The organism is Tsukamurella pseudospumae (assembly GCF_001575195.1).
Taxonomy (GTDB): Bacteria; Actinomycetota; Actinomycetes; order Mycobacteriales; family Mycobacteriaceae; genus Tsukamurella; species Tsukamurella pseudospumae.
Genome location: NZ_LSRF01000012.1, coordinates 32,098 through 57,149, shown reverse-complemented (window position 1 = coordinate 57,149; position 25,052 = coordinate 32,098). Strand labels below are relative to the sequence as shown.

Sequence of the window (25,052 nt, the reverse complement as noted above, 5' to 3'; positions counted from 1 at the left end):
GGCGCTCAGAGCCAGCGGCGCTTCTTGAACGCCACGTAGAGGCCGCCGGCGATCGCCGCCATCACGAGCAGGCTGAGCCAGAAGCCCCACTCCTTGCCGAACCCGGGGTACGGGACGTTCTGGCCGAAGTAGCCGGTGATCGCCGTGGGGACGGCGATGATCGCCGCCCAACTGGTGAGCTTCTTCATCACCGTGTTGAGCTGGTTGTCGACGAGCGCGAGATTGGTCGAGCGCACCGATTCCACCGCGTCGCGCAGGCCCTCGGTCCAGTCCGCGGCGCGCATCGTGTGGTCGTAGACGTCCTCGGCGTAGGGGAGCAGGTCGTGCTTCTCCGTCGCCGCGGACACGCGGCGCAGCAGCGAGCCCACCACGTCGCGCATCGGCAGCACGATCCTGCGAAGCTCACCCACGTTCTTGTGCAACTCGAAGGCGACCTGCGAGACGCGGTCGCTGGAGCGGTTGTCGAACAGGATCGACTCCACGTCGTCGAGTTTCTCGTCGACCGCGGTGATGCGCGCGGTGTACCCGTCGACCACGGCGTCGAGCAACATGAGCTCCAGGGCGTGCGGGCCGAAGCGGAGCAGGTCGGCGTTCTCGGCAATGGCATCGGCGACGCCCTCGACGTCGAAGCCGGGGCCCAGCCGGACGGTGAGCACGCCGTGCGCGAACAGGAACATCGAGATGCGGCTCGTCGAGCCGTCCTCCGTGACCGTGTAGGCGGTGACGAACAGGATCTCGCCGTAGCGCAGCGACTTCGGGCGCTCGTGCACGGTGAGCGCGTCCTCCACCGCCAGCTTGTCCAGGTGCAGCGCCGAGGCCAGCGGCGCGAACTGCGCCTCCGTCGGGTCCAGCACGTCCACCCAGGTCAGGCCGGACTTCCGCGTCAGCGCGTCCTCCGCGGTGACGACCTCCGCGTGGTCGGAGCGATCGAAGCAGGGCTCACCGGTGGCACCCTCGTTCCACGTGCGGATGGTCACGTCCATGCGCGCAACCCTAGGACCCGGCCACGGGCGGGCGCTCGACGAGTTCCGCCAGGGCCGCGGGAGCCTGCACGCAGTAGGAGTCGGTGAGGAGCTCGGCGACCTCGTCCCAGTCGGTGGCCTCGTCGACGAGGATCCCGACGGTGCTCTCGCCCCAGTTCACCCGGAAGTACGGGTCCCCGAGGTTCTCGAACGCCGGGACCTCGCCCGGTTCCGCGCGGAAGATCAGGCGGAACAGCTGGTCCTCCCCGCCGAAGACGTGGGCCACCGTCGAACCGCGGACGCGCCAGCGCGTGCCCACCCAGGCACGGTCGGCGACGCACTCGGGGAAGGCCTCGAGGATGCCGGCGAGGCGGTCGATCCACGCGTCGGGAACGTCTGGTCGGGCGGTCACCGGCCCAGGGTATCGTCGGGCGCATGCTGAACGTGGGTGTGTTGGGGTCCGGTGGCAAGGTCGGCCGCGCGATGGTCGACGCGGTGGAGGCGGCCGACGATCTATCGCTGAGTGCGGCGGTGGACGCGGGTGACATGCTCACCGGCCTCCTCGACTCGAACACGCAGGTCGTGATCGACTTCACCCACCCCGATGCGGTGATGGACAACCTGAAGTTCCTCATCGACAACGGGATCCACGCCGTGGTCGGCACCACCGGTTTCACGGACGACCGCCTCGACACCGTGCGCGAATGGCTCGCCGAGAAGCCCGAGGTGGGCGTGCTGATCGCCCCGAACTTCGCCATCGGCGCCGTCCTGTGCATGCGCTTCGCCGCGCAGGCCGCGAAGTACTTCGACTCCGTCGAGATCATCGAGCTGCACCACCCGCACAAGGCCGACGCGCCGTCCGGCACCGCCAGCCGCACCGCCGAGCTGATCGCCGAGGCCCGCGAGGAGGCCGGTCGCGGCAAGATGCCCGACGCCACCTCGGCCGAGTTCGACCGCGCGCGCGGCGCCCGGGTCGACGGTGTCCGGGTGCACTCCGTGCGCGTCGCGGGCCTCGTCGCCCACCAGGAGGTCCTGCTGGGCACCCAGGGCGAGACCCTGACCATCCGGCACGACTCGCTCGACCGCAGCTCGTTCGTTCCCGGTGTGCTGCTGGGGGTGCGCGGCATCTCGACGCGGCCCGGCCTCACGGTGGGCATCGAGCCGTTCATGGATCTGTGAGTGGCATGACACAGCGCGAGCGCGGCAACCTGGGGCAGCTCCTGGTCATCGGGTTCCTCGCGGTCGCGATGCTCCTGTACATCGGGCTGATCGGCGTGTGGGCGTCGATGATCGCCGGCCGCGGCGGCGCGGTGAACATCGGTCTCGCGATCGGCATGGTGCTCGTCGGCGTGATGGGCCTGTGGATTCTGTGGTCCGTGCTGCGCAACGGCTACGCGCACCAGAGGCTGGCGGCGTCGGCGAAGGCTTTGGGGCGCGACCTGGACGTCTCGGACCTGCCGAAGATGCCGTCCGGCCGGGTTCAACGGGACGCCGCGGACGCGCTGTTCGCCGAGGTCAAGGCGGAGTACGAGGCCGATCCCGACTCCTGGGTGAACACCTACCGGCTGGCCCGCGCCTACGACTACGCCGGCGACCGGTCCCGGGCGCGGGACTGGATGACCAAGGCCGTCTCGCTGGAGAAGAAGTCGCGCTGATGGCCGCGGTGGACGTGCTGACCGACGCCGAGGCGTACTGGGCGGGCACGGTGGCCGCTGCGGGCGAATCGCTGGATCAACCGAGCGGTTGCGACGGGTGGGACAACCGTGAGCTGATCGATCACGTGGTGGGCGGTGGGCACCGGTACGCGATGCTGCTCGATGGTGCGAGCGCTGCGGACACCGCGACCACGCGCGAGAACGACTACGTCGGAACCGACCCGATCGGCGAGTTCTGGCGCTACGAAAGGCTGTTCCGCGCGGGTCTCGATGCGGCCGATCTCGACGCGACGGTCGATCACCGGGCCGGGCCCCGACCGGGCCGGGACCTCCTGACGATGCGGATCATGGAGCTGGCCCTCCACACCCGGGACCTCTGCGTGGGGCTGTCGCTGCCGTGGGCACCGTCCGCCACCGTCACCGAGTACCTCCTCGAGGAGGGCGCGACCGTCATCGAGGACCTGCGGGCACACGGCATGTTCGCTGCGGCGGGTGTGGCTGCTTCCGATGCGCCTGCCGATCGCCTGCTCGCGTTCGCGGGACGGTCCTGATGGATACGCAGCGCCGGCTCCTGATCGTGCATCACACGCCGTCTCCGCACTGCCAGGAGATGTTCGAGGCGGTGATCGCCGGGTCCACCGATCCCGAGATCGAGGGCGTGGAGGTGGTGCGGCGAGCCGCGCTGTCGGTGACCGCGTCGGACGTGCTCGCCGCCGACGGGTTCGTCCTCGGCACACCCGCGAACCTCGGATACATCTCGGGCGCGCTCAAGCACGCCTTCGACACGATCTACTACCCGTGCCTCGACGCCACCCGCGGCCGGCCGTTCGGGCTGTACCTGCATGCGAACGAGGGTGGCGAGGGTGCCGTGCGCGCCGTCGACTCCATCACCGCCGGGCTCGGGTGGGAGAAGGTGACGCCGCACGTCGTGGTGTCGGGGAAGCCCACGAAGGCGGACCTCGAGGCGTGTTGGAATCTCGGTGCCACCGTCGCCGCGCAGCTCATGTCAGTGTGACAACTCGGTGGCCCGTACATTCGATGCGGGATTTCACCTCGAAAACTTGTCAGTGGGTCCGGGTAGCGTCCTGGTATGGATGAAAACATTGCGGTAGAGGAAGATCCGCCTCCTGATGGTGCCGTGGGTGCGGAAGTGGTGGACCGGTTGCGTTCGAGTGAAATCCAGCGGTGCCGGTTGGCGGTCGAACAGTACGCGCTCGCCGCGGACCTGCTCCGGCAACGGGTCTGCGAGCGGGTCGCGGCGGGCGTGCCGCAGGATCGGTGGCAGCAGGGCGTCGCCGGGGAGGTCGCGCTCGCCTTGCACATCTCTCCGAACACCGCCAGCCGGGTGCTGGCGCGGGCGGTGGAGTTGGAGAACTACATGCCGCACACCCGCGCCCGCCTCTACGACGGGGACCTGTCCCCGGAAGCGATACCGGCGCTGCTGGCCGGACTGTCGCATTTGGACATCTCCGAGCGACAGCAGGCCGATGTCGAGCTGTGCGCGGATCCAGCGGTGCTGGCCGGGTTGGGATTGAAGCAGCTGGCGGCGAAGGTTGAGCAGGTCGCTTACCGCTTGGATGCGCAGGCCACGGTGGACCGGAATGCGGCGGCGGAGAAGGACCGAAAGGTCACTCTGCGGCCGCAGCCGGAGGGCATGGCCCGGCTATCGCTGTTGCTGCCGATGGCGCAGGCCGTCGGCGCCTACGCCGCGCTGCGCAAGCACGCCGACACTCATGTGGGTCACGATCAGGAACTACGGACCCGGCCGCAGCTCATGGCCGACACCGCGTTCGCCCGCCTCACTGGCCGCGACGCCGCAGACGGCCAGCCGGTCGCCGTCAACCTCACTGTCTCGGCGGAGGTGCTGCTGGGCGATCAGCCCGGCACCGCGCATCTCGACGGTGGCGGGATCATGCCCGTGGAGATCGCCCGCAACCTCATCGGGAAGGCCACCGCGAAGGGCGTCGCCTGGGTGCGCCGCTTGTTCATAGCGCCGGAGACCGGGGCGGTGGTGGCGATGGACTCGCGGCAGCGGCTCTTCCCTGACGGGTTGGCGGAGGTCATCCGGGTGCGGGATCGGTACTGCCGCACCCCGTACTGCGACGCACCGATCGCGCACACCGACCACGTCACCCCGCACGCGAAAGGCGGAGCGACGAGTTTGGAGAACGGGCAGGGCCTGTGCGCGGCGTGCAACTACGCCAAGGAAGCCCCCGGCTGGCGCAGCGCAACCGTTGACGACCCGTCAGGGCGGCACACCGTCGAAACCCGAACCCCGACAGGGCATGTCCACCGATCCACCGCCCCGAACCAGGCGGCATAGCTCTTCCGGAGTGAGGACGCTGGGGAGTCGACGCCGATAGGCTTCAGCCGTGGCTGACTCGCGTCTCGACCTCCTGCGCCGGCAGTTCGACCTGACCTGGGCGCTGGGGGAGGTGCACCTCGCCGAACTGACGCCGGACGACTTCCTGTGGGAGCCCGCGCCGGTGTGCTGGACGATGCGGTGCGCCGGCGGCGGCGAGTGGGTCGCGGACTGGGTGGATACCGAGCCCGACCCGATCCTGGTGCCGACCATGGCGTGGCTGAGTTGGCACATCGGTTGGTGGTGGAGCACCACCGGGGATCACGTGCTCGGCCGGCCCATTCGGACCCGCGAGGACGTCCGGTGGCCGGGACCCGACGATGCCGTCGCCTGGTTGAACGGCCTCCGCGACGAGTGGCTGACGGTGCTCGACGGCTTGACCGATGCGTGGCTCGACGAGCCGTCCGCCTATCCGTGGCCGGGCGACGCGGGGCTGACCGTCGGCGACCAGATCGCCTGGGTCAACGCCGAGTTGATGAAGAACATCGCCGAGATCGGGCAGCTGCGGCTTATCCGTGCAGCCCGCGTCAGCGTGGCGTGAACGTCGCGGTGCGGTTGCTTCGCCGACTCCTGAAGGTGCTCGGTATCGGTGTACTGGTGATAGTTGTCATCGTGGTCGGTGCGCTGGGCGTCGTGTGGTTCCTCGGCCCGCCCGTTGCGAAGGCGGGCGACGCCGTTGTGCCGCCGATCGACTGTCGTGCGACGCCGGAACGTCCGCACCCCGTCGTCGTGCTGCCGGGAGGCGACGGCACCGTCGACCAGACCGACGCGCAGTGGCGCACCACGACGGATGCGCTGCGAGGTGCTGGGTATTGCACGCTGGTGTTCCAGGTTCGCGGCTCGGACGGAAATCGTTGGGCGGCGGATGTGCCGACTGCCGGCCGGGACCTGAACGCGTTCGTCGACCTGGTGCTCGTCCGTACCGGCGCCCAGCAGGTGGCGATCGTCGCGCATTCGGCGGGCAGTGTTGTGGCGAATCACTTCCTCAAGGTGGAGCACGGTGCGCCGAAGGTCGCCGACGCAGTGTTCCTCGCACCCGAGACCTCACACTGTGACGGGCGGGGTTTCGCGGAATCCATGGGACTGCCGACGTCGCCGTTCCCCCTGTTCCGGGCGGTGCCCGCAGTGCCGGCGTTGCTCGCCCGTCTGATGCCGTCCGCGGCGGGACCGCTGCAGCTCGCTCCGGGATCACCCGTTTTCGACGCGATCTTCGACGGTGCGCTCGCTCAGCCCGGTGTGCGGTACTCGGTGATGGCGACGAAGCGCGATGTGGTCGCGACCCCGGCGGGCACGTGTTCGTTCATCGAAGAACCCGGTGTGACGAACGTGTTCTACGAGGATGCGTTCCCCGCCGCGCCCGCCGTCGACCATGGGTCGCTGCGGTCGAGTCCCCAGGTCGCGGGGTGGGTGATCGGGCGGCTCGCCGCGCCGTGAACGAACGTGTCAGGGGTCGCCTCTAGACTGACGTTGTGATCGCGACGCCCTATGAAGACCTGCTCCGCGACGTGATGGAGAACGGCACGCACCGCCCGGACCGCACCGGTACCGGGACGCGCAGCGTGTTCGGTCGCCAGCTCCGGTACGACCTGTCGCAGGGTTTCCCGCTCATCACCACCAAGCGGGTGCACATGAAGTCCATCGCGTACGAGCTGCTGTGGTTCCTGCGCGGTGACTCGAATGTGAAATGGCTCCAGGACAACGGCGTCACGATCTGGGACGAGTGGGCCTCGCCGGAGGGTGAACTCGGCCCCGTCTACGGCGTGCAGTGGCGCAGCTGGCCCACGCCGGACGGCCGTCACATCGACCAGATCAGCACCGCGATCGAGACGCTCCGTACCAACCCGTCCAGCCGGCGCAACATCGTCTCCGCGTGGAACGTCGCGGAGATCGAGAACATGGCGCTGCCACCGTGCCACGCCTTCTTCCAGTTCTACGCGGCCGACGGGAAGCTCAGCTGCCAGCTCTACCAGCGCAGCGCCGACCTGTTCCTCGGCGTGCCCTTCAACATCGCCAGCTACGCGCTGCTCACCCACATGGTCGCCGCGCAGGTCGGCCTCGAGCCGGGTGACTTCGTCTGGACCGGTGGTGACTGCCACATCTACGACAACCACGTCGAGCAGGTCACCGAGCAGCTGAGCCGCGACCCGTACCCGTACCCGCGGCTCGAACTCGCCGAGCGGCCCAGCATCTTCGACTACGAGTACAGCGACATCACCGTCCGCGACTACGTGCACCACCCCGCCATCAAAGCCCCGGTGGCCGTGTAGATGATCGGCCTCATCTGGGCGCAGGCACGCGGGGGAGTGATCGGCGCGGACGGCGGGATCCCGTGGCACATCCCGGAGGACATGAAGTTCTTCCGCGAGACCACCGCGGGCGCCACGGTCCTCATGGGGCGCCGCACGTGGGACTCGCTCCCGCCGCGGTTCCGGCCCCTCCCGGGCCGCACCAACATCGTCGTCACTCGGGACCGGTCCTGGCAGGCCGACGGTGCGGAGGTCCAGCACGATCTCACCCTCCCGGACGGCGACGTGTGGGTCATCGGCGGCGGCGAGATCTACACCGCCGCACTGCCTCTCGCTGATGTCCTGGCCGTCACCGAGGTCGACGCCGCGATCGAGGGTGACACGACGGCACCGTCGGTCCCGGAGGGATTCGCGCTCGACGACGAGCCGGGGTGGAGCGAGTCATCGTCGGGACTGCGCTACCGGCACCTGACCTACCGGCGCAACCACTAGCCAATAGCAGCTTTCCGCAGTCGGGTGGGTAGCCTTGACACTTATGAGTGCGACACCGCCCACCACCCCGTTCGGCACGATCTCCGTGGCGATGGTGACCCCGTTCAAGGCCGACGGCACGCTCGACCTCGAAGCAGGGCAGAAGCTGGCGTCGCACCTGGCCGATCAGGGCTGCGACGGACTGATCGTCGCGGGCACCACCGGCGAGTCGCCCACCACGCAGCCGTGGGAGAAGATCCAGTTCCTCAAGGCGGTCATCGAGGCCGTCGGCGACCGGGTGAAGATCACCGCGGGCGTCGGCACGTACGACACCGACGAGTCCGCCGTTTTCGCGCGCGACGCCGCCGAGGCCGGCGCGCACGGACTCCTCGTGGTCACCCCGTACTACTCCCGTCCGCCGCAGGCCGGCCTGCTCGCGCACTTCACGACGGTGGCCGACGCGACCGACCTGCCCGTGCTGCTCTACGACATTCCGCCGCGCTCCGTCGTGCAGATCGAGACCGACACGCTGCGGAAGCTGTCGGAGCACAAGAACATCATCGGCGTGAAGGACGCGAAGGGCGACCTCGGCGCCGGCGCGCGGCTCATCGCCGAGACCGACCTCCAGTTCCTCTCCGGCGACGACCCGCTGAACCTGCCCTGGCTGTCGGTGGGCGCGCTGGGCTTCGTCTCCGTCATCGGGCACGTCGTCGCGCCGCAGCTGCGCGCGATGCGCGACGCCTATTACGCGGGCGATAACGCCCGCGCCAGAGACATCAACGCCTCCCTCGGGCCCGTCTACGAGGCCATGGCCGGCCTCGGCGGCGTGACCTTCTCGAAGGCGGCACTGGCCCTGCAGGGCCTTGATATGGGGGTACCGCGCCTGCCGCAGGTGCCGCCCACCGGTGAACAGCGCGACCGGCTCGCAGCGCTACTGACCCAAGCGGGGGTGCTCTAAACAATGACCGACGGTGCAGCAGGTGGAGCCCGACGGGGCCGTAAGGCCACCCGACAGGCGGGTCCGCCTGCCGAGCCCAAGCCGGTGATCGCCACCTCGGCGGCGCGTGTCGTCGTCGAGGACAAGGCCCCGGCAGCGAAGGCCCCGGTGGCTCAGGCCTCCGAGGCGACGGCGGCGAAAGCCCCCGCGCAGCAGCCGCAGAAGGCTGCGGCGAAGGACGGCGGTGGTCGCCGCGGTGGCGGGCGGCGCGGCAACGACCGGCAGAAGGCACCGTCGGCGCCCGTCGAACGGTTGGGCGCCCCGCCCAAGCTGCCCAAGGGCGGCATGCGGATCGTCGCGCTCGGCGGCATCAAGGAGATCGGTCGCAACATGACCGTCTTCGAGTACGACGGCAAGCTGCTCATCGTCGACTGCGGCGTGCTCTTCCCCGAGGACCAGCAGCCCGGCGTCGACCTGATCCTCCCGGATTTCCGGTACATCGAGGACCGGATCAAGGACGTCGAGGCGATCGTCCTCACGCACGGCCACGAGGACCACATCGGCGCCGTCCCGTTCCTGCTGCGTCTGCGGCCCGACATCCCCGTGGTGGGCGCGAAGTTCACGCTGGCGCTGGTCAAGGCCAAGTGCGACGAGCACCGCCTGCGGCCGAAGCTCGTCGAGGTCCGCGAGGGCGAGTCGACGAGCCACGGCCCCTTCGAGTGCGAGTACTTTGCGGTCAACCACTCGATCCCCGACGCGATCGCCGTCGCGATCCACGCCGGCGGTCAGGTGGCGCTGCACACCGGCGACATCAAGCTCGACCAGCTGCCGCTCGACGGCCGCCTCACCGATCTCGCGGGCTTCTCGCGGCTCGGCGACGCCGGCGTGGACCTGTTCCTCGTCGACTCGACCAACGCCGAGGTGCCGGGCTTCGTGACCCCCGAGCGGGAGATCGGCCCCGTTCTCGACAACGTGATCGGTCGCGCCAAGGGCCGCGTGATCGTGGCGTCCTTCGCCTCGCACGTGCACCGCATCCAGCAGATCGCCGAGGTCGCCGTCGCGCACAACCGGCGGATCGCGTTCGTCGGCCGCTCGATGGTCCGGAACATGGCGCTCGCGCAGGAGCTCGGCTACATGCACCTGCCGGAGGGCGTCGAGGTGGACCTCGACACCGCCGCCTCGCTGCCCGACGACCGCGTCGTGCTGATCTCCACCGGCTCGCAGGGCGAGCCGCTGGCCGCGCTGTCGCGGATGGCCCGCAGCGAGCACCGCAACATCACCATCTCGCCGAACGACCTGATCGTGCTGGCCAGCTCGCTCATCCCGGGCAACGAGAACTCCGTGTTCGCCGTGGTCAACGGGCTGTCGAAGCTGGGTGCCAAGGTGATCACCCAGCAGAACGCCAAGGTCCACGTGTCCGGCCACGCCAGCGCCGGTGAGCTGCTGTACCTGTACAACGCGGTGCGCCCGCGCAACGCCATGCCGGTGCACGGCGAGTGGAGGCATCTGCGCGCCAACGCCGCCCTGGCCGAGGCCACGGGTGTGCCGAAGGACCGCATCATGCTCGCCGAGGACGGCGTCGTGGTGGACCTCGTGAACGGCGTCGCCAAGATCGTCGGGCAGGTGCCCGTCGGCCATGTGTACGTGGACGGCAACTCGGTGGGCGACGTGGGCGAGTCCACCCTGTCCGACCGGCTGGTTCTCGGCGAGGGCGGCTTCATCTCGATCAGCGTCGCCATCGACAAGGAGGGCAACGCCGTCAGCAAGCCCGAGGTGTCGGGCCGCGGCTTCTCCGACGATCCGACCGCGCTCAAGGAGGCGGAGCAGCTCGTCGAGGACGTGCTCGCCGACCTGGCCGCCGAGGGCGTCAAGGAGGCCCACCGCATCGCCCAGGGCGTTCGACGGGCCGTGGGTCGCTGGGTCGACAAGGCCTACCGTCGCCGGCCGATGATCGTGCCGACCGTGATGGTGGTGGGGGAGTAGCGAACATCTTCTTCAAGCGTTCTGCGAGGTTTCTTCCGGGAGATCTCGCAGAACGCTTCGAATGATGTTCCTTACGCCGCCGCTTCGACCTTCGCGATCTGAGCGCGGAACACCTTCCAGAAGTCGCCGGGGTCGACGGTGTCGGCCGGGGCGTCCGCTTCGTCGGCCCACAGTGCGCGATTCATCAAGAACACGTCGACCGATCGACCGTCGATGTCGACGAATCCGTGCATCGCGGCGAGTCGGCCGTTCCCGGTGCGGTATTCGAGTACCGATGGCGGATTCGCGAGCATGTCTTCGGGCGTCGGCGCCAGCCGAGCCTTCTCGTCGCACGCCAGCTCGACGTTCGTGTTCTGCATCGCGAGCCGGACGTTGACGACCTCGGCGCGGATCCAGATGTGCTGCTTCATGGCGGACGATGATGCGACCGCCGCACCGTCGCGCGAACGCTCGCGGTTGCGTGAAGCGGTATGGCAGGGCTCCTCGGTTCCGCCCGTCACGGTGGTGCCGTACTGACTCTCGTTCGATCTGAACGCGGTGATCCCGGTCGGTAGGTCGGATTCGACGAGCGCGAGTCCGTGGAGCGGGTGCGGTGGCGGCCCGGAGGGCCGATCGCAGCCGGCAGCGGCCAGCACGACGATCGTGATCACCGCTGCGGAAGCGAACCGCCGGCAGGTCACGGTTGTCTCTCCACCTTGGCGACCTGAGCGCGGAACACCTGCCAGAACGTATCGAGGCTCAGTGGCCTGTCATCCGGCGACGAGGCGATCACCCCCACTGTCGCACCGCGGACATCGGCCATGCCGGTGATTCGGTGGGTGTTCACCCGCAGGAGAACCGGGTCGAGTCGTACCAGGTCGGCCGGGACCGGAAGCCTCGTGGCGTTGGCCGTCTCACCGCACGCCGAGTCCTGAGCGGTGAACTTCGCTGTCGCGGCGCGGCCGACCACGCTCGCGTAGAAGTGCGTGTCCCCGTGCCACGCCTCCGCCTCCACCGCGGGCACACCGGCAAGTGACGTCTGCAGCGCATGGGACGCCGTCTCGCACTGCGAGGACGTGTTGGGAGCGGGCCCCGTCGGGGCGGGCAATGCTGCGATCGGGAAGACCATGTAGTCCTTGCTCCCGGAGGGGAGCTCCGCCGCGGTGAGTACGGCGCGCGCCGGGACGACGGGCGCGGCGTACGCGGTCGCCGGGAAGATCGAAGCGATCGCCGCGCCGATCACTACGGTTGCCAGGGCTCGACGAGCGGTCATCGCTGCCTCTCGATCTTGGCGATCTGGGTGCGGAACAGTCGCCAGAAGGTGTCGTAGTCAGGGGGATTCGGGCTCGCGTCCACCACCACCTGGACGGTGACCCCACGGACCTCGGCCCAGCCGTTCAGCTCCTTGCCGTGTGACGCGGCGCCGGCGATCAGTCGGTATCGGGTGAACTCCGCGGGTGTGCCGATGAGCACCGGCACGTCGGCGTCCGGTGTCGTCCGGCACGCGTCCATCACCGCGCGGATGGGAGTCACCAGAGCACGGTCCGTCAGTTCCACCGATGCGTAGGTCTTGCCCTGGAACGACATTGCCTCCGTGGATCGCGATCCCGCGGCGGCGCTCATCATCCGCACGCCGGCGAGTTCGCAGCCGTCGCTGGTGATGCCCGATGCCTTGGTCGGCGCACGATTGACGGTGTGCGTGACCCGGTACGACGCGTCGTTGCCGATGGGGAACTCGGCCGCGGACAGGATCGCTCGGGCCGGATCGACCGGGGCCGCGGCACTCAGTGCGGGGACGGCACTGGCCATCAGTAGTGCGAGCGCGCCTGCGGCGGCGAACCGTCGGGCGATCACGGCTGCCGCTCCACCTTGGCGACCTGAGCCCGCAAGACCTGCCAGAAGATCGAGGAGTCGACCGAGCGATCCATGTTCACGACATAGACGGTGACGCTCACGCCGCGGAGGGCGATCGTCGCCTGCAGCAGTTTGCCGTCTCGAGTGCGAGTGATGAACGGTGCGAGGCGGGCGAGGTCGGAAGGGGCTCCGACGGTCGCCTGGGGCACGACGCCGGGATCGGTGTTGCATGCGGTGATCACGTCGCGGGCGGTGCTGACGCCCGACCCTTCGGAGATACCCACGTGGATCTCATCGGTGCCTCGTGTCGCCGACACCTCGACGGTCGTGCTCCCGGCGAGTGCGGTCTCGATCCGGTGCGCCATGCGATCACACGGGGTATCGCGAGCGGGCTTCGTCGGCGGCTGTGCGACTTTCGTCGACAGTGTGTAGCCCGAACTGCCCGCCGGTAGTTCACCGGCGGACACGATCGCGGCTCGCGGTTGTACGGGAGCGGCGTTCGCGACGCCCGGGAGCACCGTGGCGGCGCCCAGAGCGAGTGCGCCTGCGGCGGCGAACCGTCGGGCGATCACGGCTGCCGCTCCACCTTGGCGACCTGAGCACGGACGAGCTGCCAGAACACGGCCGCGTCGGCGGGTGCTGTCGATGTGCCTTCGACCTGGACGCCGACGGACGCGCCGCGGACCTCGACGACGGCGATCAGAGTCTGGTTGTCGCCGGTGCTGACCGTGAAGCCCTGGTGGCGGCTCAGGTCGGCCGGAAGTGGCTTCACGATCGCGCGGGTGCCGTAGCGCAGCTTCGCCGAACACGTCGTGATCACATCACGCATCACGGTGGCCATCGGACGCTCGATGACACTCGTCTCCAGGTCGAGTGCACCGCGGCGGGCCTTGGCGTCGGTGCTGTGGGCACCTGCGAGGGCCTTGTCGACGCGGTGTTCCGCAGCCCCGCACGCGGTGTCGGAGATCAGCTCTCCGGCCGGCTCGCCGACCTCGGACCGGACGGAGTAGCCGGTCGTTCCCGCCGGGAACTCGTGTGCGGCCAGAACGGCGCGTGCCGGAACCACCGGCGCCGCCTGCGCGATCGCGGGGAGGCCCGCGAAGGCGAGGAGGGTCACCGTCGAACCCACCAGAACGTGACGGGCGCGCATCACCGGGCCGCCTGCACCTTCTGGATCTGCGCGCGGAACACCTGCCAGAACTTGGCGGCGTTGGCGGGGGTGTCGGACAGGCCGCGGACGAGGACGTTGACGGTGTGGCCGTTGACATCGGCCGCGCCCTCGATGGTGGAGTCGGTCTTGCCGCCGTAGGTGATCACCGCGGGGTTGTAGCGCGCGAGGTCGCCGGGGACGGCGAGTTCGGAGACCCGGCCGGAGCAGGCCTGCGCCATCGAGCGCCACAGGCCGCCCTGCATCGGGGAGATGACGATGCTGACCATCGAGGAGTAGCCGTTGCGGGCGGCGGCGCCGGCGTTCTGTGCGGTCGTGGTCGCGGCGTTGAGCCGGTTCGCGGCGTCGACGCACGGCTGCGGAGCGCCCGCCCTGATGTTGATGGCGCCGCCGCGGAGTCGCCCGGCGCGGTAGTCGGTGGAGCCGGCCGGGAACTGCGCCTGCGTGAGCACCAGGGCGCTGTTGACCGGTGCGGCGGAGGCCGCCGGTGCGGCGAGTGTCGCGCCCGCGGCGACAGTGGCGACGATCGCGGTCGCCGAGGCGAACCGCGTACGGATGGACGTCTGCGTGGTCTTCGCAATCATGCGCGAAGTATACGACAGTGCATCTGAATTTCACTACAGAACCCCGTGTCTTTCGGACGCGGTCGGGCCCCGTCGCGAGGCGATAGGGTGGCGACGTGAAACCTGCTCGCATACAGCGCGCTGCACTCGTCGACGCGGCCCGCGCCGCCGGCCCCGACGCCCCGACGCTCTGCGGGGACTGGACGGTGCGCGAACTTCTCGCCCACCTCGTCCTGCGCGAGGGGCGGCTCGACGCCGTCGCGGGGATCATGGTCCCGCCGCTCGCGGGCTACACGGAGCGGGTCCAGGCGGGCATCGCCGCCCGTCCGTTCGACGAGCTCCTCGCCTCGGTCGCAGGCGGACCTCCCCGGTTCTCGCCGTTCCGGCTCGTCGACGAGCAGGCGAACCTCGGCGAGTACTTCGTGCACGCCGAGGACATCCGCCGTGCGACGCCCGGCTGGACGCCGCGTGCCCTCGACGAGCGCGTCCAACGCGGTCTGACCTCGGTCGTCGCGCGGATGGCGCGGATGACGCTGCGCGGCGCGCCGCTGCGGATCAGCCTCACGACGGAGACCGGCACGGTCGCGACCGTCGGACGCGGACCCGAGGTCGCCGTGATCGGCGCGATCGGCGAGGTCGCCATGTGGGCCTTCGGGCGCGACGAGGCGCTCATCACGTTCGAGGGCGCCGATGCCGACATCGATCTGCTCGGTTCCGTCGTCAGGTCCATGTAGCGACCCGCCGCTCTCGCTGCTGTTACATGTGTGGCACTTGATACGGGTGGGGTTAATGTCGATAGACTGCCCCCATGGCATCGAAGACCACCAGTCGCGCGCAGTCGAGCAATCGCGCCGCCACCTCCCGCGGTTCCGCCCGCGGCGGCAGCCGCGCGGCGAGCCCGACTCGCAGCCGGCAGGCGGCTCCGCGGACCCGTGCCAAGCAGGGCGGCGCGGGCGCGGCGAAGAGCTCGGGGGTCGCCTCGGCGGCCGGTAGGGGAGTGGGCCGCGGCCTCGGCGCCGGCTGGAAACTGCTGGCCAAGGGCGTCGGCGGGGCCGTCCGTACCGGAAGCGGCCCCGGTGAACCCGCAGCTGCCGCCGCTCCCGCCGTGACCGGGGAGATTCCTCGCCCCACCCATTCGCGCGACGGACTGGCGCTGGCCCTGTTCGCGATCGCGATCATCCTCGGCGCGGCGGTGTACTTCGACGCCGGTGGGCCCGTGGGCTCCTTCTTCTCCACCGGTGTCCGCGCCGTGGTCGGGTGGTTCGCCGTTCTCGTTCCGCCGCTCGCGATCGCGCTCGGCGTGATCATGATGCGCCGCCCCGACAATCCGTCCGCGCACGTCCGGCACCGCGTCGGCGGAGCGCTCATCGTGCTGCCCTTCCTCGGACTGCTGCACATCGGCTCGGGCGGACCGTCGACCTTCGACGGCCGCTGCGCCGCCGGCGGCTACCTCGGCTACGTCGTGGGCGGCCCGCTCACCGACGGCTTCACGGCGTGGATCTCCGTCCCGCTGCTCGTGCTGGTCGCCGCGTTCGGGCTGCTGCTGGTCAGCGGGATGACGGTGCGCGAGATCGTCGACCGGCTCAAGTTCTACTTCGGCGTCGACATGCGTGAGCAGTACGGCGACGAGGAGCCGCTCGACGGCGACCTCGACGTGCCCTTCGACTTCGACACGGGCAACGACAACGCCACCCGCGCACTCTCGCCCTACGGCGATCCGTACGACAACTACCCGGCCGACCCCGAGCCGCCCAAGCGTCCCGCGCGTCGCCGGAAGGCTGCGGAGCAGGTCGAGGAGGCACCGTCGGACCAGGTGACCGCACCGATCACGCCGGAGCCCGAGCCCTCTGACGAGCCCACGGTGGAGGTCGAGCCGGCGGCCCCGCCCGTCCGCGCGCGCCGCGCCGCGCCGGTGGTCAAGGACCACACGCCCCCGCCCGCGCCGAAGGCGAGCGAGTTCACGGTCGCGCGGACGATCGACAGCGAGGACTACATCCTGCCCCCGGCGGACCTGCTCATCGAGGGCGAGCCCGCCAAGGCCGGGACCAGTGCCAACGACGCCATGATCGACGCGATCACCGGCGTCATGGAGCAGTTCAAGATCGACGCGGCCGTCACGGGCTACACCCGCGGCCCGACGGTGACGCGGTACGAGCTCGAGCTCGGCCCCGGTGTGAAGGTGGAGAAGGTCACCCAGCTGCACCGCAACATCTCCTACGCCGTCGCGACCGACAACGTGCGGCTACTTGCGCCGATCCCCGGCAAGTCCGCCGTGGGCATCGAGGTGCCGAACACCGACCGCGAGATGGTCCGCCTCGCGGACGTGCTCGCCGCGGACAACACGCGCAAGGACACCCATCCGCTCGTCATCGGCCTGGGCAAGGACATCGAGGGCGAGATGGTCAACGCCAACCTCGCCAAGATGCCCCACCTGTTGGTGGCCGGTTCAACGGGCTCGGGCAAGTCGAGCTTCGTGAACTCGATGCTGGTCTCGCTGCTCGCCCGCGCCACCCCGGACGAGGTGCGGATGATCCTCATCGACCCGAAGATGGTCGAGCTGACGCCCTACGAGGGCATCCCGCACCTGATCACGCCCATCATCACCGATCCCAAGAAGGCCGCCGCGGCGCTGTCCTGGCTGGTCGAGGAGATGGAGCAGCGGTACAAGGACATGCAGGCCTCGCGCGTGCGGCACATCGACGACTTCAACCGCAAGGTCAAGTCGGGCGAGATCACCACGCCGCTGGGGTCGGAGCGGGTCTACCGGCCGTACCCGTACATCGTCGCCATCGTCGACGAGCTCGCCGACCTGATGATGACCGCCCCGCGCGATGTCGAGGAGGCGATCGTCCGGATCACGCAGAAGGCTCGCGCCGCCGGCATCCACCTGGTGCTCGCGACGCAGCGACCGTCGGTCGACGTCGTGACCGGCTTGATCAAGACCAACGTGCCCTCCCGTCTGGCGTTCGCGACCTCGTCGCTGACGGACTCGCGGGTCATCCTCGATCAGCCCGGCGCCGAGAAGCTCATCGGTATGGGCGACGCGCTGTTCCTGCCCATGGGCGGCAAGTCGACCCGCATGCAGGGCGCGTTCATCACGGACGAGGAGATCACCTCCGTCGTCGACTTCGTGCGCACGCAGGCGGAGCCCGACTACGCCAACGGGGTCACCGAGACGAAGGTCGAGAAGAAGGACGTCGACCCCGACATCGGCGACGATCTGGACGTCTTCCTGCAGGCCGTCGAGCTGGTGGTGTCCTCGCAGTTCGGGTCGACCTCGATGTTGCAGCGCAAGCTGCGCGTCGGGTTCGCGAAGGCCGGGCGGCTCATGGACCTCATGGAGAGCCGGGACATCGTCGGGCCGTCCGAGGGCTCGAAGGCGCGCGACGTGCTGGTCACGCCCGACGAGCTGCCCGGGTTGATGATGGTGCTGCGAGGCGGCGGCGAGGTCGCTCAGGAAGCGGACGAACCGGACTTCTGATACAGTTCTGCTTGCATGCGTGAGGGGAGTATCCCGCTCGCGGCGTGAACGTCAACACGGTGGATCCACATCCACCCGGGCACGCCGGACCCGCTGGTCGGGTCGGGAGAGACCTCCGGATCTGTACCGGAGGTGTATGCAATGCACGTTTCTGCGCTCGTCTGGATCGTCTCGATCCTGGTCGTTCTCGGGTTGTTCGTCTTCGACTTCTACAGTCACGTCCGAACGCCGCACGAGCCCTCGCTCAAGGAATCCGGCTTCTGGTCGGCGGTGTACATCGGGCTGGCTGCGCTGTTCGGCCTCGGGGTGTGGGCGGTGTCCGGGTCGACGTACGGCGGGGAGTTCTTCGCGGGGTTCGTCACCGAGAAGGCGCTCTCGGTGGACAACCTGTTCGTCTTCGTCATCATCATGGCGAAGTTCGCGGTGCCCCGGATCTACCAGCAGAAGGTCCTGCTGATCGGCATCGTGATGGCTCTCGTCATGCGCGCTGGGTTCATCGCCGTCGGCGCCGCCGCGATCTCCGCGTACTCCTGGGTGTTCTACATCTTCGGCGCGTTCCTGCTGTACACGGCGATCAAACTGGTCCGCGAGGCCTCGTCCGAGGAGGGGCCGGTCGAGGACGAGAAGGAGCGCGAGGGCCGCGTCGCCGCCCTGTTCAAGAAGATCGTCCCGACCACCGAGCAGTACGACGGCGATCGCCTCGTGACCCGCATCGACGGCAAGAAGGTCGCGACGCCGCTGCTCCTGGCACTGGTCGTCATCGGCTTCACGGACGTCCTCTTCGCCCTCGACTCGATCCCCGCGATCTACGGCCTCACCCAGGAGCCCTACCTGGTGTTCATGGCGAACGCCTTCGCGCTCATGGGGCTGCGCCAGCTGTACTTCCTCATCGGCGGCCTGCTCGACCGCCTGGTGTACCTCTCGTACGGCCTGTCGATCGTCCTCGGGTTCATCGGCGTCAAGCTGGTGCTGCACGCCCTGCACGAGAACACGCTGCCCTTCCTCAACGGTGGACAGCACGTCGCGGTGCCGGAGATCTCGACCGGCCTGTCGCTGGCCGTGATCCTCGGCGTGCTGGTGATCACGACCGTCGCGTCGCTGATCAAATCCAAGCGGGACAGCCGGAGGGCGCTGGCGGACGGCGACTCGGGTTCGGACTCCGGCAGCGGCACCAGCACCCGGGAGAACTAACCGAGATCGCTGTGCTCCGAACACCACCTGGCAGGTGATGTTCGGAGCACAGCGCCGGTGGCGGAACCGCGCTCGTCACCGGTGCGTCCAATTGACATGGGGGAATCGACTCGTCTCTGGACGATCCTGGCTGACAACGATGGCGTGATCACCGCCACCCAGGCCAGGGAATGCGGACTGACACCCCGCGCGATCGGGGGCCGGCTCGCGCGAGGTGAGTGGATCGCCCTAGGGCGAGGGGTGTACCTGGTCGCGGCCCACCACTTCACCGACGCGGCCCGCATCCGCGGGGCGGTGGCGCTGACCGGTGGAGTCGCCGACGCCCAGACCGCGCTGTGGTGGCACGGCATGGTCGAGGATCCGCCTCTGCCCACCACCGTCTCCGCGCCTACGAAACGGCATCGGTCACCGCGATACCTCGCGCCACTCGAGATCCACCGGCGCGACCTGCTCGCGGACGACATCGAGGTGGTTCGCGGGCTGTCGGTGACGCGCCGACCTCTCACCCTGCTCGACTGTGTCGGCGTGCGCTCGGACGCCACGACGCTCATGGATCGCTCGCTGCAGACCGCCGAGGTCACTGTCTCGAGTCTGACCGGTGCTTTGGATCGAAACGCCGGTCGGCGCGGCATGGCGGAGGCTCGGCGCGTCGTGGAGGTCGTCGAGTCCGACACCGAGTCGGAGGCGGAACGCGAGTTCGCCGACCTCATGCGCGCCGAGGGGATCAGCGGCTGGGAGACACAGCTGCCGATCGGGCGGTACCGCGCCGACTTCACGTGGCCGGAGGAGAACCTGGTCGTCGAGGTGGACGGGTGGGCCTTCCACAAGGACGCCGTCCGCTTCCAGCGCGACCACGACAAGCGCAACGACTTCGCCCGTCGCGGCCTCACCGTCCTCGCCTTCACCTGGCACGACGTCGTCAACGATCCCGTAGGGACCGTCGAGGCCGTGGTCGCCGTGCTCCGCGAGCGCCGGGGCGCGGCGTCCTGACGGTGCGGATCAGGGCATGACGCCGACGGCCACCGTCGCCTGCCGCTCGTCGTCGATCTCGATGTGGGTCCGCAGGCCCACGGCCCGCATCGCCGCAACCGTGTACGTGGCCTGCTGACGACCGGTCTCGATGACGACGCGCCCGCCCCGTCGCAGCCACCGCGGCGCGTCCCGCACGATCCGACGGTGCAGCGCGAGACCGTCCGGGCCGCCGTCCAGCGCGCGATGGGGCTCTCTGTCGCGAGCCTCCGCCGGCATCGTCGCGATCGCGGCGGTCGGCACGTACGGCGCATTCGCCGCGATCACGTCGACGGTGCCGCGCAGCGCGCCCGGCAGGGGCGCGTACAGATCGCCGACGAGGATCGTCGCCGTCGGCGCGTTGCGTGCCGCGTACTCGGCGGCGGTGCGGTCGATGTCCACGCCGTACGCCTTGGCCGAGGCGGTGGTCGAGACGACGGGGCCCACGCCGCAGCACAGGTCGACCAGGATCCCCGTGCCGTCCGCGAGCTCGGACAGCAGTTCCGTCCGGAGGCGGGGGACGAACACTCCGGGGCCGATCCGGAGCCGTCGCCCCCGGAATTCCACCCAGCCCAGGAGGTGCTCGAGCGGCTCGCCGGCGCACCGTCGACGGACCAGGGCCTCGAGGTCGTCGCCCGACGCGGCCTCGGTCAGCAGCGCCGCCTCCCGTTCGGCGAACACGCACCCCGCCGCTCGCAGTTCGCCGATGACATCCACCGGGGAAGTCAATCACGGTTATGCGTGATTCACCACACTCCCGCGATCCGGGTACGGGCTGGTTCACACCAGTGCGGTTCGTCGTCCGAGTGGATGAATCTCGACGGTGCGCCGCTCCCGCACCCTCCGCACTCGGGACGACCGGATCGCGCCGGTTCGCGGTGTTTGCCCAGTTCAGAATGCTCGTCGTGGTCGCGGAGGCGCTACGCTCCTCGCATGTCGCTCGCCAGTGAGAAGACCATTTCCGTCGCGACCTTCCGCCGCTCGGGCGAGAAGGTGGCGACCCCGGTGTGGGTCGTGCCCGTCGACGGCGACCGTTTCGGCTTCTGGACCTCGTCGACCTCGGGAAAGGCCAAGCGCCTGAAGAACAACCCCGCGGTCGAGATCACCCCGTGCAACCAGCGCGGGGCCGTCTCAGCCGGCGCGGTGACCACCGCGGGCACCGCCGAGTTGGTGACCTCGGGCCCGGAGTTCGATGCCGTGCAGGCCGCGGTGAAGGCCAAGTACGGCTTCCAGGTGCCGATGTCCAAGTTCTTCAACACGATCGGCGCGAAGTTCAAGGGTCGGGACCAGCCCTACGGCGACACGGTCGTCGTGATCACGCCGCAGCGTTGACCGGCCGGCGGCGTCGTCCGAACGGATGACATCCACGCCCGTGCCGCTGCGCCGACCGCGATCCGGGTCTATTCTGCCGTCGGCGCCGGTGACGACCGGCGGAAACGGGGGAGTCGTGTACGGACAGCAACAGGGCCCGAGCATGCCGCCCTACGTTCCCGTGGGTTCTCCGGCCGGGCCGAAACCTCCGAAGCCCGGTCCGACGGGGACCGGGGTCGCCATCGCATCGGCAGCCGTGTTCGGTGCCGTGCTCGTCGCCAATCTTCTCGTGCGGATCGTGTGGCGCGAAGTGGGTGCCTTCAACCACTGGGCGTTCTTCCTCAGCCTGGTGTCCGTCGACTTCATCTTCGTCGTGTATCTGTTCGTCGTCGGGCGGGGGACGATGGGAAAGCTCGTCGGCGGTGGGCTACAGGCGTTCTCCTTCCTCGTAGTGGTGGGAACCGTTGTCCTGTCCCTGTCGATCGACTCGAACGGTGCGGTGCCATCCGGCGTCTACGACGTGCTCGACGCGCTGTCCGTGGTCACTGCCGTGGCCGCATGGGGGATCGCGCGACGAAGTGGTTGGCTGTGGTCGGTGTCGATTCCGATCAGCCTTGTCACGTGGGCGTTGTACCGCTACGTGATCGTGGATCTGTTGAGCGACCCCATGGGCCCGCGCACCGACAGCGTGGACCAGTGGATGTTCAATGTCGTGCCGTGGCTCCTGATCACGACGGCGATTCCGATTCTCATCGGCTGGGGCCTCGAGCTGCTCACGCGCACGGCATCGTCGAACACCCGGCCCGGACCCGGGGCACCCCAGGCGCCCCGCCCCGCCGCCCAGATGCCTCCGCAGCCCCAACAGGGCCACTGGCAGTGGCACCCCGGGCCGCAGCAGGTGCAGCGCCCGCAGGCGCCGCAGCAGCCGCCGAGTCATCCGCCCCGGCAGGGTTAGAGCGTCACGAGCATGCGGGTGTTGCCGAGGGTGTTGGGCTTGACGTACGACAGGTCCAGGAACTCGGCGACGCCCTCGTCGTAGCTGCGGCACAGCTCGTTGTAGACCTCGGCGCTCACGGGCGTCCCGTCGATCTCCTGGAAGCCGTGCCGGCCGAAGAACTCGGTCTCGAAGGTCAGCACGAACACCCGGTGCAGTTCCAGCGACCGGGCCTCGTCGAGCAGCCGCGCGACCATCTTGTGGCCGATCCCGTGCCCCTTCACGGTGGGGTTCACCGCGAGCGTCCGGATCTCGCCCAGATCCGACCACAGCACGTGGAGTGCGCCGCAGCCGACGATCTCGCCGTCCACCTCGTACACCCAGAACTCCTGCAGGGACTCGTACAGGGTCACCAGGTTCTTCTCGAGCAGGATCTTGCCCGCGTACACGTCGATGAGGCGCTTGATCCCGGGGACGTCGGAGGTCCGGGCGCGGCGCAGCACGTCGTCGTGGTCGGTGGTCACGGACGAAACTGTAGCGCGCACGGCCGCGGATTCGGCGTACCGATAGGGTGATCATCGTGAGTGCAACGGACGGCGTGCAGCATCCCGCGAGCACACCTGTTTCGAACGTCAACGTCGCGAACGGGTTGACGGTGCTCCGGATCGTACTCGTGCCGGTGTTCCTGGCGGCCCTGTTCGTCGACGGCGGCCATACGACGCTGTGGCGCTGGATCGCCTTCGCCGTGTTCGCGGTCGCGATGATCACCGACCGCATCGACGGTCAGATCGCACGCCGCTACGGCTTGATCACCGACTTCGGCAAGCTCATGGATCCGATCGCGGACAAGGCGCTCACCGGCGCCGCCTTCGTCGGACTGTCCGTCCTCGGCGAACTCCCCTGGTGGGTCACGCTGGTGATCCTGGCCCGGGAGTTCGGCATCACCGCCTTCCGGTTCGCCGTCATCCGCGACGGAGTCATCCCGGCGAGCCGAGGCGGCAAGCTCAAGACCCTGCTGCAGACCATCGCGATCGGCCTGTACCTCATGCCCCTGCCGGGCTGGATGGACGTGCCCAGCCAGGTCGCGATGGGCGCGGCGCTCTTCGTCACCGTCGCGACGGGCGTCGACTATCTGATCAGCTGGTGGCGTGGCCGCGCATAGCGCCGACCGCCTGGTCGCCGCGCTCGCCGAGCGCGGCCAGACCGTCGCCTCCGCCGAGTCCCTCACCGCCGGACTGTTCGCCGCCACGATCGCCGACGTCCCCGGCGCCAGCGCAGTGCTCCGCGGCGGCCTCATCGTGTACGCGACCGACCTCAAGGCGAGCCTCGCGGGCGTACCGTCGGGCGATCTGGAGCGCAACGGGCCCGTCCATCCGGACACCGCACGTGCCCTGGCCGACGGTGCGCGGTCGCGCTGCGGCGCGGACTGGGGCGTCGGGCTGACCGGCGTGGCCGGACCGACCGAGCAGGACGGCGTGCCCGTCGGCACCGTCCACCTGGGGATTTCCGGGCCGTCCGGCACGACCGTCACCACGCTCGCGCTCGACGGTGACCGCGCCGCGGTCCGGCGCGGGGCGGTCGACGCGGCCGTGCGGGAGCTGACGGAACGGGTTTGCGCGAACCGGGAACCATCCGGGCCCCTCCGGCGTTGACTGGACAAGATCAAGACGGAGGTGAGCATGGCTCTACTGCTTCGCGAGGCGATCGGGGAGAACCTGCGGAAGACGCGGGTCCGCCAGAGTCGCACGCTGCGTGACGTGTCGTCGTCGGCACAGGTCAGTCTCGGCTACCTGTCGGAGGTCGAGCGCGGCCAGAAGGAGGCGTCCAGCGAACTGCTGGCCGCGATCTGCGGCGCGCTGGCCGTCGAGGTGGCCGACGTGGTGGCTCAGGCGAGTGTGTCGATGCGCCCGATCCCCACGATGGTGATCCCGGCGCCCGCTCTTGCCGCTGCCTGACCCTGAGACGGGCGATCCGCGGATTCGGGGATTTCCCCGGACCCGCGGATCAGGGCGGCGCGCCGGACCGAATACCCGATAGATTGGTAAGCACGAGTCCGGCGTCGCCGGACGGCCGGACGATGATTCGGCGATGAACGCATCGAGGCGGAGGAGAACTGACGATGGCTAACCCGTTCGTCAAGGGGTGGCGCTACCTGATGGCGCTGTTCAACGCGAAGATCGACGAGAACGCCGATCCCAAGGTCCAGATCCAGCAGGCGATCGAGGACGCGCAGCGGCAGCACCAGGCACTGTCGCAGCAGGCGGCGGCGGTCATCGGCAACCAGCGCCAGCTGGAGATGAAGCTGAACCGCCAGCTGGCGGAGGTCGAGAAGCTGTCCGCCAACACGCGCCAGGCGGTGCAGCTGGCGGACCAGGCGACCGCTGCGGGTGACGCCGCCAAGGCCACCGAGTACACCAACGCCGCCGAGGCCTTCGCCGCGCAGCTCGTGACCGCCGAACAGAGCGTCGAGGACCTCAAGGGCCTGCACGACCAGTCACTCCAGGCCGCCGGCCAGGCCAAGCGCGCCGTCGAGCAGAACGCGATGCAGCTGCAGCAGAAGCTCGCCGAGCGCACCAAGCTGCTCAGCCAGCTGGAGCAGGCCAAGATGCAGGAGCAGGTCTCCGCGTCGCTGAACCAGATGGGCCAGCTCGCCGCGCCGGGCAACACGCCGAATCTCGACGAGGTCCGCGAGAAGATCGAGCGGCGCTACGCCAACGCCCTCGGCTCCACCGAGCTCGCGCAGAACTCGGTCCAGGGCCGCATGGCAGAGGTCCAGCAGGCCACGGTCCAGATGGCGGGCCACTCGCGTCTCGAGCAGATCCGCGCGTCCATGCAGGCCAGCGGTCAGATCGCCGGCGCTCCCGCGGCCCCGCAGGCGGCGCCTGCGCCGCAGGCCCCGCAGCAGGTGCCGAACCCGAACCTGCAGAAGCCCTGAACCGACGAGGAA

At 69.4% G+C, this 25,052-nt stretch carries 31 protein-coding genes; 21 read left to right on the top strand and 10 right to left on the bottom strand.

What is annotated here, in order from left to right:
- Positions 1-5 precede the first annotated feature (5 nt).
- Positions 6-983 (bottom strand): magnesium transporter CorA family protein, encoded by a 978-nt coding sequence (locus AXK60_RS08175; RefSeq protein WP_068570566.1) that lies wholly within the window; start codon positions 981-983, stop codon positions 6-8.
- Positions 984-993: 10 nt separating this feature from the next.
- Positions 994-1,374, bottom strand: coding sequence for an MmcQ/YjbR family DNA-binding protein (locus AXK60_RS08170; protein ID WP_068570565.1), 381 nt, complete (start codon positions 1,372-1,374; stop codon positions 994-996).
- A 23-nt stretch (positions 1,375-1,397) separates the two neighbouring features.
- Here AXK60_RS08170 and dapB point away from each other — a divergent pair, with 23 nt between their 5' ends.
- The 11 genes from dapB to AXK60_RS08115 all read left to right on the top strand — a co-directional run bounded on the left by dapB (position 1,398) and on the right by AXK60_RS08115 (position 10,616).
- Complete coding sequence (gene dapB, locus AXK60_RS08165; protein ID WP_068570564.1) at positions 1,398-2,141, top strand: 4-hydroxy-tetrahydrodipicolinate reductase; 744 nt, start codon at positions 1,398-1,400, stop codon at positions 2,139-2,141.
- Positions 2,142-2,146: 5 nt separating this feature from the next.
- Positions 2,147-2,617, top strand: coding sequence for a hypothetical protein (locus tag AXK60_RS08160; protein WP_068570563.1), 471 nt, complete (start codon positions 2,147-2,149; stop codon positions 2,615-2,617).
- Positions 2,617-3,168 (top strand): maleylpyruvate isomerase N-terminal domain-containing protein, encoded by a 552-nt coding sequence (locus AXK60_RS08155; protein WP_068570562.1) that lies wholly within the window; start codon positions 2,617-2,619, stop codon positions 3,166-3,168. The genes AXK60_RS08160 and AXK60_RS08155 overlap by 1 nt, the downstream gene beginning before the upstream one ends.
- Positions 3,168-3,632, top strand: a complete 465-nt coding sequence (locus AXK60_RS08150; protein ID WP_068570561.1) for a flavodoxin family protein — start codon at positions 3,168-3,170, stop codon at positions 3,630-3,632. The genes AXK60_RS08155 and AXK60_RS08150 overlap by 1 nt, the downstream gene beginning before the upstream one ends.
- A 75-nt stretch (positions 3,633-3,707) precedes the next feature.
- On the top strand, positions 3,708-4,940 hold the full coding sequence (locus AXK60_RS08145) for an HNH endonuclease (RefSeq protein ID WP_082777904.1): 1,233 nt from the start codon (positions 3,708-3,710) through the stop codon (positions 4,938-4,940).
- Between the two features lie 49 nt (positions 4,941-4,989).
- Entirely contained in the window at positions 4,990-5,520 is a 531-nt protein-coding gene (locus tag AXK60_RS08140) for a DinB family protein (protein ID WP_068570559.1), read from the top strand.
- Between the two features lie 35 nt (positions 5,521-5,555).
- Positions 5,556-6,413 (top strand): esterase/lipase family protein, encoded by an 858-nt coding sequence (locus AXK60_RS26870; RefSeq protein WP_217491764.1) that lies wholly within the window; start codon positions 5,556-5,558, stop codon positions 6,411-6,413.
- Positions 6,414-6,448: 35 nt separating this feature from the next.
- Positions 6,449-7,246, top strand: a complete 798-nt coding sequence (locus tag AXK60_RS08130) for a thymidylate synthase (protein WP_082777903.1) — start codon at positions 6,449-6,451, stop codon at positions 7,244-7,246.
- Complete coding sequence (locus AXK60_RS08125; protein ID WP_068570557.1) at positions 7,247-7,717, top strand: dihydrofolate reductase; 471 nt, start codon at positions 7,247-7,249, stop codon at positions 7,715-7,717.
- Positions 7,718-7,760: 43 nt separating this feature from the next.
- Positions 7,761-8,654: a 4-hydroxy-tetrahydrodipicolinate synthase gene (dapA, locus tag AXK60_RS08120; protein WP_068570556.1), complete on the top strand. Its 894-nt coding sequence runs from the start codon at positions 7,761-7,763 to the stop codon at positions 8,652-8,654.
- Positions 8,655-8,657: 3 nt separating this feature from the next.
- Positions 8,658-10,616, top strand: coding sequence for a ribonuclease J (locus tag AXK60_RS08115; RefSeq protein WP_068570555.1), 1,959 nt, complete (start codon positions 8,658-8,660; stop codon positions 10,614-10,616).
- Positions 10,617-10,687: 71 nt separating this feature from the next.
- Here AXK60_RS08115 and AXK60_RS26270 read toward each other — a convergent pair whose 3' ends face one another.
- From AXK60_RS26270 to AXK60_RS08085, 6 genes are all read right to left on the bottom strand, one after another.
- A complete protein-coding gene (locus AXK60_RS26270; RefSeq protein ID WP_139057821.1) occupies positions 10,688-11,026 on the bottom strand; it encodes a hypothetical protein in 339 nt (112 codons plus the stop codon).
- Positions 11,027-11,292: 266 nt separating this feature from the next.
- Entirely contained in the window at positions 11,293-11,868 is a 576-nt protein-coding gene (locus tag AXK60_RS08105; RefSeq protein WP_139057820.1) for a hypothetical protein, read from the bottom strand.
- Complete coding sequence (locus AXK60_RS08100; protein ID WP_068570552.1) at positions 11,865-12,449, bottom strand: hypothetical protein; 585 nt, start codon at positions 12,447-12,449, stop codon at positions 11,865-11,867. Before AXK60_RS08100 ends, AXK60_RS08105 begins: the two co-directional genes overlap by 4 nt.
- Complete coding sequence (locus AXK60_RS08095; RefSeq protein WP_068570551.1) at positions 12,446-13,021, bottom strand: hypothetical protein; 576 nt, start codon at positions 13,019-13,021, stop codon at positions 12,446-12,448. Before AXK60_RS08095 ends, AXK60_RS08100 begins: the two co-directional genes overlap by 4 nt.
- Positions 13,018-13,599, bottom strand: a complete 582-nt coding sequence (locus AXK60_RS08090) for a hypothetical protein (RefSeq protein WP_068570550.1) — start codon at positions 13,597-13,599, stop codon at positions 13,018-13,020. The genes AXK60_RS08095 and AXK60_RS08090 overlap by 4 nt, the downstream gene beginning before the upstream one ends.
- Complete coding sequence (locus tag AXK60_RS08085) at positions 13,599-14,201, bottom strand: hypothetical protein (protein ID WP_068570549.1); 603 nt, start codon at positions 14,199-14,201, stop codon at positions 13,599-13,601. Before AXK60_RS08085 ends, AXK60_RS08090 begins: the two co-directional genes overlap by 1 nt.
- Positions 14,202-14,296: 95 nt before the next feature.
- Here AXK60_RS08085 and AXK60_RS08080 point away from each other — a divergent pair, with 95 nt between their 5' ends.
- The 4 genes from AXK60_RS08080 to AXK60_RS08065 all read left to right on the top strand — a co-directional run bounded on the left by AXK60_RS08080 (position 14,297) and on the right by AXK60_RS08065 (position 19,842).
- Positions 14,297-14,914 (top strand): TIGR03085 family metal-binding protein, encoded by a 618-nt coding sequence (locus AXK60_RS08080; RefSeq protein ID WP_068570548.1) that lies wholly within the window; start codon positions 14,297-14,299, stop codon positions 14,912-14,914.
- Positions 14,915-14,988: 74 nt separating this feature from the next.
- Complete coding sequence (locus AXK60_RS08075; RefSeq protein WP_175399962.1) at positions 14,989-17,661, top strand: FtsK/SpoIIIE family DNA translocase; 2,673 nt, start codon at positions 14,989-14,991, stop codon at positions 17,659-17,661.
- 141 nt (positions 17,662-17,802) lie between these two features.
- Positions 17,803-18,852 (top strand): TerC family protein, encoded by a 1,050-nt coding sequence (locus AXK60_RS08070; protein ID WP_068570547.1) that lies wholly within the window; start codon positions 17,803-17,805, stop codon positions 18,850-18,852.
- Between the two features lie 96 nt (positions 18,853-18,948).
- Entirely contained in the window at positions 18,949-19,842 is an 894-nt protein-coding gene (locus AXK60_RS08065; RefSeq protein WP_068982505.1) for a DUF559 domain-containing protein, read from the top strand.
- Between the two features lie 9 nt (positions 19,843-19,851).
- On the opposite strand, the gene AXK60_RS08060 is transcribed toward AXK60_RS08065, so the two are convergent.
- Entirely contained in the window at positions 19,852-20,577 is a 726-nt protein-coding gene (locus AXK60_RS08060) for a putative protein N(5)-glutamine methyltransferase (protein WP_139057819.1), read from the bottom strand.
- Between the two features lie 216 nt (positions 20,578-20,793).
- Between AXK60_RS08060 and AXK60_RS08055 the strand changes: the two genes are divergently transcribed.
- Together AXK60_RS08055 and AXK60_RS08050 are read left to right on the top strand one after the other, a co-directional pair.
- On the top strand, positions 20,794-21,192 hold the full coding sequence (locus tag AXK60_RS08055) for a PPOX class F420-dependent oxidoreductase (RefSeq protein WP_068746417.1): 399 nt from the start codon (positions 20,794-20,796) through the stop codon (positions 21,190-21,192).
- A 115-nt stretch (positions 21,193-21,307) separates the two neighbouring features.
- Positions 21,308-22,126, top strand: a complete 819-nt coding sequence (locus AXK60_RS08050; RefSeq protein WP_139057818.1) for a hypothetical protein — start codon at positions 21,308-21,310, stop codon at positions 22,124-22,126.
- Here the strand turns inward: AXK60_RS08050 and AXK60_RS08045 are convergent.
- Complete coding sequence (locus AXK60_RS08045; RefSeq protein WP_068570646.1) at positions 22,123-22,605, bottom strand: amino-acid N-acetyltransferase; 483 nt, start codon at positions 22,603-22,605, stop codon at positions 22,123-22,125. The two genes, AXK60_RS08050 and AXK60_RS08045, sit on opposite strands and share 4 nt — an antisense overlap.
- A gap of 80 nt (positions 22,606-22,685) precedes the next feature.
- Between AXK60_RS08045 and pgsA the strand changes: the two genes are divergently transcribed.
- The 4 genes from pgsA to pspA all read left to right on the top strand — a co-directional run bounded on the left by pgsA (position 22,686) and on the right by pspA (position 25,040).
- Positions 22,686-23,267 carry a CDP-diacylglycerol--glycerol-3-phosphate 3-phosphatidyltransferase gene (gene pgsA / locus AXK60_RS08040; RefSeq protein WP_082777912.1) on the top strand — a complete coding sequence of 194 codons (582 nt, stop codon included), beginning with the start codon at positions 22,686-22,688 and terminating at the stop codon, positions 23,265-23,267.
- The gene (locus AXK60_RS08035) at positions 23,254-23,757 is read left to right on the top strand and encodes a CinA family protein (RefSeq protein WP_068570542.1); all 504 of its coding nucleotides are present in this window, start codon (positions 23,254-23,256) and stop codon (positions 23,755-23,757) included. Before pgsA ends, AXK60_RS08035 begins: the two co-directional genes overlap by 14 nt.
- A 27-nt stretch (positions 23,758-23,784) precedes the next feature.
- Entirely contained in the window at positions 23,785-24,060 is a 276-nt protein-coding gene (locus AXK60_RS08030) for a helix-turn-helix domain-containing protein (protein ID WP_068570541.1), read from the top strand.
- Positions 24,061-24,224: 164 nt separating this feature from the next.
- Positions 24,225-25,040 (top strand): phage shock protein PspA, encoded by an 816-nt coding sequence (pspA, locus tag AXK60_RS08025; RefSeq protein ID WP_068570540.1) that lies wholly within the window; start codon positions 24,225-24,227, stop codon positions 25,038-25,040.
- The last annotated feature ends 12 nt before the right edge of the window (positions 25,041-25,052 follow it).

Coding starts and splice junctions, on each gene's coding strand:
- AXK60_RS08175 (WP_068570566.1), bottom strand. CDS start 983: ATGGACGTGACCATCCGCACGTGGAACGAGGGTGCCACCGGTGAGCCC.
- dapB (WP_068570564.1), top strand. CDS start 1,398: ATGCTGAACGTGGGTGTGTTGGGGTCCGGTGGCAAGGTCGGCCGCGCG.
- AXK60_RS08160 (WP_068570563.1), top strand. CDS start 2,147: ATGACACAGCGCGAGCGCGGCAACCTGGGGCAGCTCCTGGTCATCGGG.
- AXK60_RS08155 (WP_068570562.1), top strand. CDS start 2,617: ATGGCCGCGGTGGACGTGCTGACCGACGCCGAGGCGTACTGGGCGGGC.
- AXK60_RS08150 (WP_068570561.1), top strand. CDS start 3,168: ATGGATACGCAGCGCCGGCTCCTGATCGTGCATCACACGCCGTCTCCG.
- AXK60_RS08145 (WP_082777904.1), top strand. CDS start 3,708: ATGGATGAAAACATTGCGGTAGAGGAAGATCCGCCTCCTGATGGTGCC.
- AXK60_RS08125 (WP_068570557.1), top strand. CDS start 7,247: ATGATCGGCCTCATCTGGGCGCAGGCACGCGGGGGAGTGATCGGCGCG.
- dapA (WP_068570556.1), top strand. CDS start 7,761: ATGAGTGCGACACCGCCCACCACCCCGTTCGGCACGATCTCCGTGGCG.
- AXK60_RS08115 (WP_068570555.1), top strand. CDS start 8,658: ATGACCGACGGTGCAGCAGGTGGAGCCCGACGGGGCCGTAAGGCCACC.
- AXK60_RS26270 (WP_139057821.1), bottom strand. CDS start 11,026: ATGAAGCAGCACATCTGGATCCGCGCCGAGGTCGTCAACGTCCGGCTC.
- AXK60_RS08105 (WP_139057820.1), bottom strand. CDS start 11,868: ATGACCGCTCGTCGAGCCCTGGCAACCGTAGTGATCGGCGCGGCGATC.
- AXK60_RS08090 (WP_068570550.1), bottom strand. CDS start 13,599: ATGCGCGCCCGTCACGTTCTGGTGGGTTCGACGGTGACCCTCCTCGCC.
- AXK60_RS08085 (WP_068570549.1), bottom strand. CDS start 14,201: ATGATTGCGAAGACCACGCAGACGTCCATCCGTACGCGGTTCGCCTCG.
- AXK60_RS08075 (WP_175399962.1), top strand. CDS start 14,989: ATGGCATCGAAGACCACCAGTCGCGCGCAGTCGAGCAATCGCGCCGCC.
- AXK60_RS08070 (WP_068570547.1), top strand. CDS start 17,803: ATGCACGTTTCTGCGCTCGTCTGGATCGTCTCGATCCTGGTCGTTCTC.
- AXK60_RS08065 (WP_068982505.1), top strand. CDS start 18,949: ATGGGGGAATCGACTCGTCTCTGGACGATCCTGGCTGACAACGATGGC.
- AXK60_RS08055 (WP_068746417.1), top strand. CDS start 20,794: ATGTCGCTCGCCAGTGAGAAGACCATTTCCGTCGCGACCTTCCGCCGC.
- AXK60_RS08030 (WP_068570541.1), top strand. CDS start 23,785: ATGGCTCTACTGCTTCGCGAGGCGATCGGGGAGAACCTGCGGAAGACG.
- pspA (WP_068570540.1), top strand. CDS start 24,225: ATGGCTAACCCGTTCGTCAAGGGGTGGCGCTACCTGATGGCGCTGTTC.